The 12,406-nt window shown below is 70.0% G+C and carries 9 protein-coding genes; 2 read left to right on the forward strand and 7 right to left on the reverse strand.

The window, feature by feature from the left end; genetic code table 11:
* Nucleotides 1-20: 20 nt before the first annotated feature.
* Genes NKI68_RS03120 through NKI68_RS03130 form a run of 3 tightly spaced genes read right to left on the reverse strand, consistent with a single transcriptional unit; the run spans nucleotide 21 to nucleotide 4,586 of the window.
* A complete protein-coding gene (locus NKI68_RS03120) occupies nucleotides 21-668 on the reverse strand; it encodes an isochorismatase family protein (protein WP_254545231.1) in 648 nt (215 codons plus the stop codon).
* A 4-nt stretch (nucleotides 669-672) separates the two neighbouring features.
* Entirely contained in the window at nucleotides 673-2,526 is a 1,854-nt protein-coding gene (locus NKI68_RS03125; protein WP_254545232.1) for a hydantoinase B/oxoprolinase family protein, read from the reverse strand.
* Nucleotides 2,523-4,586 carry a hydantoinase/oxoprolinase family protein gene (locus NKI68_RS03130; protein WP_254545233.1) on the reverse strand — a complete coding sequence of 688 codons (2,064 nt, stop codon included), beginning with the start codon at nucleotides 4,584-4,586 and terminating at the stop codon, nucleotides 2,523-2,525. Before NKI68_RS03130 ends, NKI68_RS03125 begins: the two co-directional genes overlap by 4 nt.
* Nucleotides 4,587-5,009: 423 nt before the next feature.
* On the opposite strand from NKI68_RS03130, the gene NKI68_RS03135 reads away from it, so the two are divergent.
* Nucleotides 5,010-6,050 carry a DUF2334 domain-containing protein gene (locus NKI68_RS03135; RefSeq protein WP_254545234.1) on the forward strand — a complete coding sequence of 347 codons (1,041 nt, stop codon included), beginning with the start codon at nucleotides 5,010-5,012 and terminating at the stop codon, nucleotides 6,048-6,050.
* Nucleotides 6,051-6,072: 22 nt separating this feature from the next.
* Here NKI68_RS03135 and NKI68_RS03140 read toward each other — a convergent pair whose 3' ends face one another.
* Nucleotides 6,073-7,815 (reverse strand): glycosyltransferase family 2 protein, encoded by a 1,743-nt coding sequence (locus NKI68_RS03140; RefSeq protein ID WP_254545235.1) that lies wholly within the window; start codon nucleotides 7,813-7,815, stop codon nucleotides 6,073-6,075.
* Nucleotides 7,816-8,066: 251 nt separating this feature from the next.
* Here NKI68_RS03140 and NKI68_RS03145 point away from each other — a divergent pair, with 251 nt between their 5' ends.
* On the forward strand, nucleotides 8,067-9,266 hold the full coding sequence (locus tag NKI68_RS03145) for a glycoside hydrolase family 26 protein (RefSeq protein WP_254545236.1): 1,200 nt from the start codon (nucleotides 8,067-8,069) through the stop codon (nucleotides 9,264-9,266).
* A 50-nt stretch (nucleotides 9,267-9,316) separates the two neighbouring features.
* Here NKI68_RS03145 and NKI68_RS03150 read toward each other — a convergent pair whose 3' ends face one another.
* The 3 genes from NKI68_RS03150 to NKI68_RS03160 form a co-directional block, all read right to left on the reverse strand.
* Nucleotides 9,317-9,943, reverse strand: a complete 627-nt coding sequence (locus NKI68_RS03150) for a helix-turn-helix domain-containing protein (protein WP_254545237.1) — start codon at nucleotides 9,941-9,943, stop codon at nucleotides 9,317-9,319.
* Between the two features lie 108 nt (nucleotides 9,944-10,051).
* Nucleotides 10,052-11,140: a LeuA family protein gene (locus NKI68_RS03155; protein ID WP_254545238.1), complete on the reverse strand. Its 1,089-nt coding sequence runs from the start codon at nucleotides 11,138-11,140 to the stop codon at nucleotides 10,052-10,054.
* Complete coding sequence (locus NKI68_RS03160; RefSeq protein WP_254545239.1) at nucleotides 11,140-12,357, reverse strand: CaiB/BaiF CoA transferase family protein; 1,218 nt, start codon at nucleotides 12,355-12,357, stop codon at nucleotides 11,140-11,142. The genes NKI68_RS03155 and NKI68_RS03160 overlap by 1 nt, the downstream gene beginning before the upstream one ends.
* Nucleotides 12,358-12,406: the final 49 nt, after the last annotated feature.

Raw genomic sequence — 12,406 nt, forward strand, 5'->3', positions numbered from 1 at the left:
CTCCCCTCTCGCTCCCGCTCTCACTCTCGACCGAGTGTCTCCAGTTCCGCCAGCACCTCGTCGGTCGTCACCACGTCGCCGTACTTCGCGGCGATGTCGAACAGGTTCGCGCGGTGTGGTCCCTCCGCCCGGTCGCCGACCGCGTCGCGCGGAACGATCGTCCGGTAGCCGTGCTGGAGGCTGTCGACGGCGGTCGCCCGGACGCAGCCGCTGGTCGTGACGCCCGCGACGACCAGCGTGTCGACCCCGTCGGTCGTCAGCTCCGTCGAGAGGTCGGTGCCGAAGAAGGCGCTCGCGTACTTCTTCAGGATCACGCGCTCGCCCTCCCGCGGCGCGATGCGCTCGTCCACGCGGACCGCGTCGGTGCCGAGTCGGAGTTCGCGCAGCGCGGGGACCTTCTCGACGAACACCCCCGCGTCGCCGTAGGACTCCTCGTAGGCGACCGTCGTGAAGTATCGCGGCAGGTCGCGCTCGCGGAACGCCGCGAGGAGGCGACGGGTCGACTCGACCACCGAGTCGACGTTCGATCCGAGGTTCGTCTCGGGGTCCGTGAACGCCTCGATGAGGTCGACGACGACGAGCGCGGGGCGGTCGCCGAAGCCCACGTCGCGGCCGAACGCCCGGCGGTCGTAGACGGCCCGGGTCTCTGCGTCCGGTGCGTCCTCCATCGTCTCACTCGCGGCGGGCGTCGAACGCCCGTCGCTCCTCCGCGATCTGTTCGGCCAGCGTCTCCTCGTCGGGAAGCGGACCGAAGTCGAACTGCGGGAGTTCCTCGCGCTCGCCGCGCAGGCGGGCGCGGAGGGACTCGGTCTCGTCGGCGACCGGGCGGCCGTCCTCCACCACGACGCCGTACTCCTCGCGGGCGGCGTCCGCGCTGATCAGCCCGCGTTCGACCTCCCGGGCGACGAGGTCGGGATCGCGCCCGAGCGGGTCGCCGAGGCCGCCGCCGCCCGCCGTCTCGAAGACGAGCCTGTCGCCCGCCCGCACGGCGACGTTCTCCACCTTGGAGGGGAGTTCCTCCTCGGTCCCGTCGGTGCGGAGCAGGCGCTTTCGCGACGGCTGGGCGTGGCTCCCCCCGTCGACGCCGTAGGGGTAGGTGACCGCGCGGTCGTCCTGGAACGTGATCGCGCCGTCCTCCTCGAAGGTGTACACCTTCCTGACGCCGTGGCCCCCGCGGAACTCGCCGGCCCCGCCGGTGTCCGCGCGGGCGCTGTACTCCTCGACGGTGAGGGGGTAGTACGCCTCCTGGTACTCGACGGGGACGGTCTTGAACAGCGGCCACCAGGAGTGGCCGTCGAGGCCGTCCCCGCCGGGGCGGGCCGGGATGCCCCCGTAGAGGATCTCGAGCAGCTGGAAGTCGTTGCCATCCGAGTCGGTCCCCGCGTAGACGAGGTTCGGGCTGGTGCCGTAGCTCCCCGCGACGGAGAACTGCTCGCCGAGCGCGTCGGAGAACACCGCCTGGAGGATGTCGAAGTGCCGCGCCATGAGCGTGAGGCGGTTACCGAGCGCCGCCGGGAACTCCGGCTTCAGCACCGTGCCCTCGGGGATCTCCACGTTGATCCGGTCGTAGAACCCGTCGTTGAACGTCAACTGCGGGTCGAACGCCATGATGAGAAACACCCCGACGAACATCTTGAACATGTTCTCGTTTAGGAGGAAGTTCACCGTCCCCGGCACCTGCTCGTCCGTGCCGGTCCAGTCGACGAACAGTTCGTCGCCCTCCCGGTACAGCTCCATGTGGAGCTTGATCGGGCCGTGACCCCGTCCGTCGTCGTCCGCGTAGTCCTCGAAGACGAACGTCTCGCCCTCCGGGAGCAGGTCGCGGATGAGTCGGGTGACGCCCTCGCGCGTGCGATCGAGGATGGCGTCGCAGGCCTCCAGGTAGGTGTCCCTCCCGAAGCGCGCACAGAGTTCCTGGATGCGCGCCTCGGCGGTCGCGGTGCCCGCCGCGAGCGCCTTGATGTCCGCCTCTGCGTGGGCGGGCAGGCGAGTGTTGTGCTTGAACGTCTCCAGCACCCCCTCGTCGAAGACGCCCTCCCTGTAGAGCTTCGTCGGCGGGAGGCGGACGCCCTCCTCGAAGATCGTCGAGGCGTCGATCGGGATGCTCCCCGGCGTCTTCCCGCCGACGTCCATCAGGTTCCCCCACTGGCTCGAGAACCCGACGAGGTCCCCCTCGTAGAAGATCGGCCGCAGGAGCAGCACGTCCGGCGTGTGCGAGATCGCCCCCTCGCACATGTAGGGGTCGTTCGTGGCGATCACGTCGCCGTCGTTCAGGTCGTCCCAGCCGAACGGCGCGTTGGCGATGATGTCCTCGATGGCGCTGCCGAACTGCCCCATGATCATGCGGCCTTTCCGGTCGGCCATCATCGGGAACTGGTCCGACTGCTCGCGGATCACCGGCGAGATGGCCGTCGTCTCGACGACGCGGTCCATCTCGTAGCGGGTGTTCGCGAGCGTACTCTCGACGATGTCGAGCGTGGTCTGGTCGACGTCGTGCTCCCCGACGAAGTCCGGTTCGGTACTCATCGTTCCTCACCTCGGGTGATCTCCAGCGATTCGAAGCGATCCACCGTCGCGACGTGGTCCGGCTGTAGCACCACCGTCGAGTCGTCCTCGACGACGATCGCCGGGCCGTCGATCACGTTCCCCGGCGCGAGCGCCCCCCGGTCGTAGACCGGCGCGTCGTGGTACTCGTCATCGAAGTACACCTCGTGGGCGTCGGTCCGCGCCCCCGAGGGGTCCTCGCCGCCGACCTCGCGGGCCTCGAGGTCCACCCCCTCGATCGTGCCGCGGCCGATGACCCGGAGGGTGGCGATCTCGAGCGGCGCGTCGAGCGAGAAGTCGAACTGCCGCTCGTGGCGCGCCTCGAACGCCGCCTTCAGCCCCTCGATCCCCGAGCCGTTCACGAGGTCGTCGGTGTCGACGGGGATGGACATCTGGATGTCCTGGCGGAAGTACCGGCAGTCGGCGAAGTAGTCGAAGCGGTGGTCCTCCTCCTCGACGCCCTCCGAGCGGAGCCAGTCGGCGGCCTCGGTCTCGAGGGTTTCGAGCGCGTCACGCAGGTCCCGACCGTCCACGTCGCGTTCGGTCCTGAGGTACGTCTCCGAGAACTCGTTCTGGATGTCGCTCGTGAGGAAGCCGAACGCGGACATGACCCCCGGGGCGGGCGGGACGATCAGCGGGTAGGAACCGATGAGGTCCGCGAGCGCGTTGGCGTGCATCGGTCCCGCGCCGCCGAAGGCGACGAGGCCGAACTCGCGGGGGTCGTACCCGCGCTCGACGCTCACCACGCGCAGCGCGCCGTACATGTTCTCGTTGACGAGGTCGAGGATCGCCTGCGCGGCCTCCTCGACGGTCGAGCCGCGCTCCTCGGCGACGCCCTCGATAGCAGTCCGGGCCGCCTCGCGGTCGAGTTCGAGGTCGCCGCCCAGTTTCACCGACGGCGGGATGCGCCCGAGGACGACGTTCGCGTCCGTGACGGTCGGATCGGTGCCGCCACGCCCGTAGCAGGCCGGGCCGGGGTCCGCCCCGGCGCTGTCGGGGCCGACGACGAGCGAGCCGTTGATCTGGACGCGGGCGATCGAGCCGCCGCCCGCCCCGACCGTGTTGACGTCGACGGCCCGCGACTTGAACTCGCGGTAGCCGACCTTGGTCTGGCGCGTCGTCGAGGGCTGACCGTCCTCGACGAGGCTCACGTCGGTGGAGGTGCCGCCCATGTCGAGGGTGAGGACGTTCGGGACGCCCTTGCGCTCCGCGATCGTCGCGGCCCCGACGACGCCACCGCTCGGCCCGGAGAGCGCGAGTTCCACGGGGCGGCGCTTGGCCGCGTCGGTGGACATGATCCCGCCGTCGGAGCGGACCACGTTCAGCGCGGCGGAAGATCCGGACTCCCTGAGTTCCGCGTCGAGGTCGTCGAGGTAGCGGATCACCTGCGGGCGGGCGTAGTCGTTGATCACCGTCGTGAGGGTGCGCTCGTACTCGCCGTACTCCGTGACGATCTCCGAGGAGATCGAGACGGGGAGGTCGGGGTGCTCGGCCTCGATCACGTCCCGCACCTCGCGCTCCTGTGCGGGGTCGAGATAGGAGTTGAGCAGGGCGACGGTGAGCGCCTCGACGCCGGAATCGACGAGGTCGGCCGCGGCCGCACACACCTCGTCGGGGTCGACCGGTTTCGCGACCTCGCCGTCGGGCGCGCTCACCCGGGCGTCTATGCCGCGCGTGTCGACGAGGTCGGCGAGCGGTTCCGGCTTCTCCATCGCCATCCAGCCGTAGAGCGGACCGGGCGTCCAGGCGCGCGCGAGGTGGAGGATCTGTTCGTGGCCCCGCGTCGTGAGCAGGCCGACGCGCGCGCCGGTCTCCTCGAGCAGCATGTTCGTGACGACGGTCGTCCCGTGGAAGAGGAGGCCGAGTTCGTCCATGCGGGCGTCCGCCTTCCCCATCGCCGCCTCGACGCCGCTGAGAACCCCCCTCGAGGGGTTCTCGGGCGTCGAGAGCACCTTGTCGATGGTGAGCGCCCGCGTGTCCTCGTCGAAGACGAGCACGTCGGTGAAGGTGCCGCCTACGTCGACACCGAGATTGTAAGTCATTATCTCACTCTCGGATGGACCTCCGTTCGCCTCGCGCTAAGGGTTCACCCTTCGCAGGTTGGCTGTTTATAAACCGACGGCGGCACCGACCGCCGGATCGCGTACGGCGGGGCATCCGTCACGACGCCGGGTCATCGAACGGCGCGGAAGTGTCGAACGAATGACTGCACTCGGTGGCCGTATTCTCGATCCGGGACTATCTGGCAGGAACTTTATACGACGAGTCGCCACACCTCCCGGAAGTAGATCGTAGCCGTCGGCCGCCCGTCAGAAACCGTCCCGCCACGACCACCGATATTTTAAATATTTCTGATTTGAATGAAACAATATATTCCCTCGTTGAACGTCTCTAATCACAGAATAACAATCGTGCTGGGGTTTCATCCGTCATCCGTGACCGAAAACGAAGTTGAACCGACGAGTGTGGACGACGACATACGCCCGAGCTGGGGCGGGTGGTCGCCCCGACGGGCGTTCGCGTGGACGCTCGTCGCGGGACTCCTGGTCGCCACGCTGGCCGGATTCGCTATCGGCGGGCGGACGCCGGAGGCGGCGGGACTGTTCGGGGCGGAGGGTGGCGACGACGGCGCGCCGGTCGAACGGGACGGCTCGACCGGCCACGCGGCGGCGACCTGGAACGAGTACGACGCCGTCGTCGTGTTCCGGAACGACGACATACAGCCGTACTACCGACGGGAGACGATGCGCGCCGTCGACGAGATCTTCGTCGAGGAGGACGTTCCCGTCACGCTGGGTGTGATTCCGACGACGGCCGACGGGGAGCCGATCACCCGGAGCCCGCTCTGTTCGTACCTCCGCGAGAACGAGCGCGCACACCCGGAACTCTTCGAGGTCGCGCTCCACGGGTACACGCACGAACGCCGGACGGGGTTCCACGGCGGCAGCGAGTTCGGGGGGCTCGACCCGGCCCGGCAGCGCGACCTCGTCGCGCGCGGGACCGAGACGCTGACCGACTGCGTCGGCGAGCGACCGACGACGTTCGTCCCGCCGATGGACACCTACGACGAGGGGACCGTCGAGGCGCTGGCGGCGGCGAACTACGCCGTCGTCTCCGGCGGCGGCTGGTTCGCCGCGGAGTACTACGGCGAGACGGACGCGTTCGAGCGCGGCGGTCTGCTCCACGTCCCGAACGACGGCGGGTTCGTCGCCGACTGGACGGCGAACGAGTTCCACGACGCCGCGACCCTCGAACGGCGATTCGACCGCGCGGTCGAGGACGGGGTGTACGTCCAGATGCTCCACTACCAGGACTTCACCACGCCCGAGCGCCGCGAGCGGCTCCGCGCGTTCATCCGGTACGTGAAGGACTCGGGCGACGTCCGGTTCATGACGCTCGGCGAACTCGGCGAGCGCGTCGAGAACGGGACGCTCCGCCGCACCGACGGGGGGTGGGAGGTGTACGAGCGCGAGGGGGCGGCCGGGCCGTCAGCGCGCTCGTCGTGACGGTCGGTAGATCGACTGCCGATCAGTGCCGCGATCCGCCCCCCGAAGCGTCGCCGTCGGGGGACGCGCGATCCGCCGTCGCCTCCTGCGCCCAGCGGCTGACGCTCGCCCACCGGCGGTCCGCGTTCCGGAGGACGTCGAGGACGCTCATCGCGATGACGCCCGCCTGGAACAGCGGGTACACGGTGACCAGCGGGACGAAGTACGGTACGAGCCTGACGCTCTCTCCCGTCAGACGGAGCGCGAGCACCGACAGCAGGCAGCCGAGGAACAGGAAGTACGCCAGCATCCCCGCGACCGCGGCGGCGTGGCCGCTGGCGAGGCTGACGCCGACCGCCGCGAGCACCGCGACGCTCACGAACGGGACCAGCAGCAGCGTGAGGAGGTAGAACGGGAAGACGAGTCGGTGGAGGTAGCGCGTCCCGTCGCCGAAGAACACGTCGCGGTGTTTGAGGAGGACCTCGACGTTTCCGCGGTTCCAGCGGAGTCGCTGGCGGTAGAGATCCCTCCATGAGTAGGGTGCTTCGGTCCATACCGTCCCTGGGGTCTGTCTGACGTCCCACCCCGCCTTCAACACCTTGACCGTGACGTCGAAGTCCTCGGTGAGCGTGTCGCCGTCGTACCCCCCGGCGTCCGCGAGGGCCTCGCGGCGGAACGCGCCGAGACAGCCGGGGACCACCGGAACCGCGCCGAAGACGTCGAAGGCCCGCCGGAACGTGTTGATACCGAGGACGTACTCCAGCGTCTGGAGGCGGGTGACGCCGTCGCGTCGATTGCGCACCCTCACGTCGCTCGCGAGCCCCCCTGTCTCGGGGGCGGCCTGGAACGTCCCGACGACGTTCGACAACGCGTCCGGTTCGACGAAACTGTCGGCGTCGACGATGACGACGACGTCGCCGGTCGTCCGTTCGAGCCCGTCGTTCAGCGCCTCGTGTTTCCCGCCGTTCGGCTTGCTGTGGACGGTCACGCCGGGACCGGCGCGGCGCACGGCCTCCTCGTACGTCCCGTCGGTGCTCCCGTCGTCGACGACGAGCACCTCGCGGCGCTCCTCGGGGTAGTCGGAGGCGAGGACGTGGTCGATACAGCGCCCGACGTACCCCTCCTCGTTGTACGCGGGAACGATGACGCTCACCGTCGGGTACGGTTCGACGGGGGGCGGGGCCTCGTCCGTCCCGTTCCGCTGGTAGATCGCCAGCGGAACGACGAACCAGACGTAGAGGAAGAACACCGCGAACGCCGCGAAGAACACGGCCCCCGTCGGTGACCCCGTCCGAACGAACCCCCACGCCACGCAGCCGGTCGCGCCGAGGCCGACGACCAGCGTCCAGGCGGGGAGCCGGTAGCGCGACCGACCGACCGATCCGCGCCGACTCGAGAGCGCCGTGGTCACCAGAATCGAGATCGAGACGCCGAGCACCCCCGTCCAGACGGCCGTGTCGTAGGCCAGTTGTCCGATACGGTAGAGGGCCAACGAGAGCGCCGAGACGACGCCGACCGAGAGCAAGAGCCAGACCGGCGTCGTACACCGTCGGCCGAACAGGCGGTCGAACGCGGCGACCCAACGCCGCGAGGCGAGCAACACGGACCCGACCGCGGCGACGACGACGCCACAACCCAGCAAGAGCCACGACGGGAGGAGGTACCCGCCGACGACCAACGACCCGACGCCGAGCGCGACGCCCGTCAGGACTCCGGAGAGGCGTCCACCGGGAACTGCGGTCGTAACCGCCGAGAGCGTCCCCCCCGTTTCTCCGCTACCCGCCATTCGCACCCGCCTCGCGGCTCGCTAGCTCCAGAGATTCACGCATCATTCCACGTTCGAACGCGTCGGTACCACCCGCCTTTGTTATTCGAATACTGACTGCTCGATAATCGCACATATTTCCGCGAACGCCGGTCGTGCAGCGATCTAACGCGCCGTTATTTCCGCGTAACGGCCCGTTTTCGGCCGTTCCGTCGTTCGCGGCGGGGGTATCACGGACATAACAATCCCGCAGAGCGTGGTACCGTCTCCGCGTGAACAGACGGACACTCCTCGGACTCGGCGGCGGCGCGCTCGGCACCGTGCTGGGCGGCACTCGGCTCTACGCCGCGATGAACGATCGTACAACGGATGCACGGAGCGACGGTTCGGGCGCGGCTTCGTCGACGCCGCCGTCCGACACGCCGTCGGAGAACTCCGGGGAGGACGCGCCCGACGCCCACCGGTTCGAAACCCGCGACGGGAACGTCCTCCTCGGCGTCTCCCCGGAGACGGTTGCCTCCGTCCCGCTGTCGGCGCTCGAACGGTGGCAGGGGCGGCGCAACGCCGCGATCGGCGCGTTCGTCGACGTCGGTGTCCCCGACGAACGGCGGCGGGACGTCGTCGACGGCCTGTTGACCCCGATCTGGGAGCGCGGGAGCGTCCCTCACGTCGTCTGGCAGCCGTACGTCGGGGCGCACGAGGCGACGCCGCCGACGATCGCCCGGGACATCGCCGCGGGTCGCCACGACCGGACGTTCGAACGGTGGGCGGACGCGCTCGACCGCTGGCTCCGACCGGACGGCGCGCCCGACCGCAGGCTCTATCTCAACTTCGCGCCGGAGATGAACGGCGACTGGGTGCCCTGGGACGCCTCGGACGGCGAGACGACGCCGTCCGACTACGTCGAGATGTGGCGCAGGGTCCGCGACGTCGTGGAGGGAACGGGAGTCGGCGACGACCACGTCCAGTGGGTCTGGGCCGTGAACCACGTCGGGCGCACGGCCCACCCCATCGAGGCGTTCTACCCGGGCGACGACTACGCCGACTGGTGCGGGGTCCACGGCTACAACTGGGCGCGCTGGGGCGGGTGGAAGTCGCCCGCGGAACTCTACGACGACGCCCTCGACGCCGTCGCCTCGTTCACCGACAACCCGACGGTCCTCTCGGAGTACGGCTGTTCGTCCGCGGTCGACGGTGGCCACGACCCCGCGAGGAAGGGCGAGTGGATCCGCGAGGCGTTCGACTACGTCGAGAAGCGGGACGTCCGGATGGCGCTCTGGTTCAACTACGACAAGGAGACCGACTGGGCGGTGTTCGGTGGGTCGCGAGGGACGGAGGTGTTCGACCACGACGGGGAGACGTACAACGCCTACGAGGAGTACCGGAGGGCGGTCAACCGCGAGGGGGTCCTGCCGGCGTACGCCGGCCACCCGCGGCGACTGACCGACGAGGAGTTCCGGGGGGAGTTCTGAGGTCGGGCGGCGAGGGCGCTCTCGTTCGCGGCCCCTGCCCACCTACCGGGCTACCACCGCGTCCGGCCGTCGCTCTCGTCGAGGAGTTGCGTGAGGAGGGTCGCCTCGGCCTTCCGAAGGTGTTCGAGGAACGTCGGTCGGCTGATGCCGAGGTCGGCGGCGAGTTCCTCGCTCGTGACCTCCCGGGGCCACCGGAAGTAGCCCGCCTCCAGCGCCGTCTCGATCACCTCGCGCTGGCGGGTCGTGAGCGACGAGGTCGCGCCGCCGAACTCCGTCAGCTGGCCGAGCGTGACCAGCCCGATCGAGCGGAACTCCTCGATGATCGCCTTCAGGTCCTCGCGGTTGAAGACGAGGACGTGGTAGACGCGCTGGCGCGGACCGATGCGGTTCACCCGACGGAGGACGCCGTGGTTCTTCGAGACGGCGGCGTACGCGCCACAGGAGTGCTTGGTGACCAGCAGCGCCTCGTCGTCGAGTCGGTCGAGGTGGTGGACGGCGTCGGCCGCCGCGAGGCGGTCGTACCACGAGTCGGCGCGCTCGCCCGCGTGCAGGACGAACGTGACGTTGTGGTCGTGCAGCTCCTCGATCTCGATGTCGAGCGGCGCGTCCACCTCGCGCGCGAGGTCGGTGAGGACGCACTCCTTCTCCTGCTGTAGGTGTAGTTCGGCCTGATACACTGCCGTCCCCCTCGTTGAGAGGGATAGGGAAGTCCGTCAGTATAAGCGTACTGTCGTCCGTGCCTCCCCGACCTCGGCACGCGACGTGTCGATATCGACGCACCGCGCTCAGGCGAACTCGCGTCGCGCCAACTCGAGCGCCTCCCGGGTGTCGAGCGGTCCCTCGGCGGCGAGTCGGTCGAGGTAGGCGGCGACCGTCCCGTCGTCCGTCGGCGCGCCGGCCCGCTCGAGTAGCTGGCGCGCGCCCGACCGCCCCGTCCCGCCGCCGAAGACGAGACGGCGCTCGCCGCCGAAGTCGCCGGGGTCGAACGGCTCGAACGCGCGCGGCTCGCGCAGCATCGCGGCGGTGTGGATGCCGGACTCGTGCTCGGTCACCTCGGAGCCGAGGATCGCCTTCCGAGGCGGGACCGACTCGCCGAGCGCGTCCAGCACCTCGCGACAGGCGGGGACGAGTTCCGCGGCGGCGACGCCGAAGGACTTCCCGTACTCGACGACGCCCGCGACGACGACCTCCTCCAGCGCGGGGTTGCCCGCGCGCTCGCCCAGCGAGGCGACCGACACGTCGGCCTTGCCGACGCCGGCCTCGTGGGCCGCGAGCGCGTTCGCCGTCGCGCAGCCGAGGTCGTCGTGGAGGTGGACGCCCGCGCGCGAGAGGTCCACGCGCTCGGCGAGCGCGTCGAGGTCGCCCCGGAGCGAGGCGGGCGTCCGCGCGCCGACCGTGTCCGCGAGGGTGATCATCGGCACGTCGGCGTAGCGGTCGAACGCGTCGAGCAGGTGCTCGCGCTCCGTGCGGAAGGCGTCGACGAGCGTGAGGTGCGGGGTCGCGCCGCCGTCGCGCACCCGGTCGAGCGCGGCGTCGAACTTCTCCAGCATCGACTCGCGGGAGGTCCCGAGGGCGTACTCGAGCTGGAGGTCGGAGACGGGACCGAACACCTCGATCACGTCGGCCTCGGCGTCGAGTGCGGCGTCCACGTCGCCCGGCACGGCCCGCGCCAGGGCGACGACGTCCGCCTCGCACTCGGCGGCGAGACGTTCGATCACCCGCACGTCCTTCTCGCCGGTGACCGGGAAGCCGGCCTGGATCGCGTCCACGCCCAGGCGGTCGAGCGCGCGGCCGGCCCGTACCTTCGCCCCCTCGCCGTAGTCCCGACCCGGCATCTGGTCGCCCTCGCGGAGGGTGACGTCGGCGAGGTACATCAGACGATCCCCCGCTCTCTGAGGTCCGCGTAGGTCGCCTCGTCGAGGCCCAGTTCCTCCAGGAAGACCGCCTCGTTGTGCTCGCCGTGGCCCGCCCCGAGGTGCGCCACCGCGCCCGGCGTCCGCGAGAACTTCGGGATCGTCGCGGCGGTCCTCAGGGGGCCGACGTCCGGGTCGTCGACCTCGACGATGTCCTCGCGGGCGGCGTACTGCTCGTCCTCGAAGACGTCGGCGATGTCGTAGACGGGGCCGACGATGGCGTCGGCGGCCTCCATGCGCTCTATGGCCTCCGCCGTGGTGCGCTCGCGCGTCCACGACTCGATGATCGCGTCGAGCGCCTCGACGTTCTCGACGCGCCGGTCGTTGGTGGCGAAGCGCTCGTCCTCGACGATGTCCGGGCGGTCGATGGCCTCGGCGACGCGCTCGAAGATCCGCTGGTTCGACGCGGAGAGCGTCATGTGGCCGTCCTCCGTCTCGTAGACGTTGCGCGGGGCGGTGTTCGGGTGGCGGTTCCCCGTCCGCTCTGCGACGAGGCCCTGCCTGTCGTAGGCCTCGACGTCGCCGACGAACAGCCGGAAGAGCGGCTCGTAGAGGCTCACGTCCACCACCTGCCCCTCGCCGCTGCCGCCGCGGCCGACCTCCCGCTCGAACAGCGCGAACATCGTCGCCTGGACGGCGAAGGTGGCCGCCGTGAGGTCGGCCAGCGAGATCGGCGGGAGCAGCGGCTCGCGGTCGGGGAACCCGTTGGCGTGGGCGAACCCGGAGATTCCCTCCGCGACCGTCCCAAACCCCGGTTTCTCGGCGCGGGGGCCGGTCTGACCGTAGCCCGACAGCCGGACGATCACCAGCCCGGGGTTGCGCTCGTGGAGCGTCCCGGGGGCGAGGTCCCACTTCTCGATGGTGCCCGGCCGGAAGTTCTCGAAGAAGACGTCGGCGTCGGCGATCAGGTCGAGCAGGAGTTCGCGGCCCTCCTCGCTGCTCAGATCGAGCGTGACGCAGCGCTTGTTGCGACCGATGGACTTCCACCAGAGCGAGACGCCGTCCTCGAACGGGGGCCACTCGCGCAGCGGGTCGCGGTACTCGGGGTGTTCGACGAACACCACGTCCGCGCCGAAGTCCGCGAGCTGCGTCGTCGCGAACCCGCCGCTTATCATCCCTGAACAGTCGACGATTCGGAGCCCGTCGAGCGGACCCGCTCGTGTGCGTGCCTCGACCATGGTGAGTCACCCGTCCGACCCGGACGGGGCGTGCTAACAGCCGCCGAGC

The sequence above is a fragment of the Halomarina pelagica genome, assembly GCF_024228315.1.
Taxonomy (GTDB): Archaea; Halobacteriota; Halobacteria; order Halobacteriales; family Haloarculaceae; genus Halomarina; species Halomarina pelagica.

Coding starts and splice junctions, on each gene's coding strand:
- NKI68_RS03120 (WP_254545231.1), bottom strand. CDS start 668: ATGGAGGACGCACCGGACGCAGAGACCCGGGCCGTCTACGACCGCCGG.
- NKI68_RS03130 (WP_254545233.1), bottom strand. CDS start 4,586: ATGACTTACAATCTCGGTGTCGACGTAGGCGGCACCTTCACCGACGTG.
- NKI68_RS03125 (WP_254545232.1), bottom strand. CDS start 2,526: ATGAGTACCGAACCGGACTTCGTCGGGGAGCACGACGTCGACCAGACC.
- NKI68_RS03140 (WP_254545235.1), bottom strand. CDS start 7,815: ATGGCGGGTAGCGGAGAAACGGGGGGGACGCTCTCGGCGGTTACGACC.
- NKI68_RS03160 (WP_254545239.1), bottom strand. CDS start 12,357: ATGGTCGAGGCACGCACACGAGCGGGTCCGCTCGACGGGCTCCGAATC.
- NKI68_RS03155 (WP_254545238.1), bottom strand. CDS start 11,140: ATGTACCTCGCCGACGTCACCCTCCGCGAGGGCGACCAGATGCCGGGT.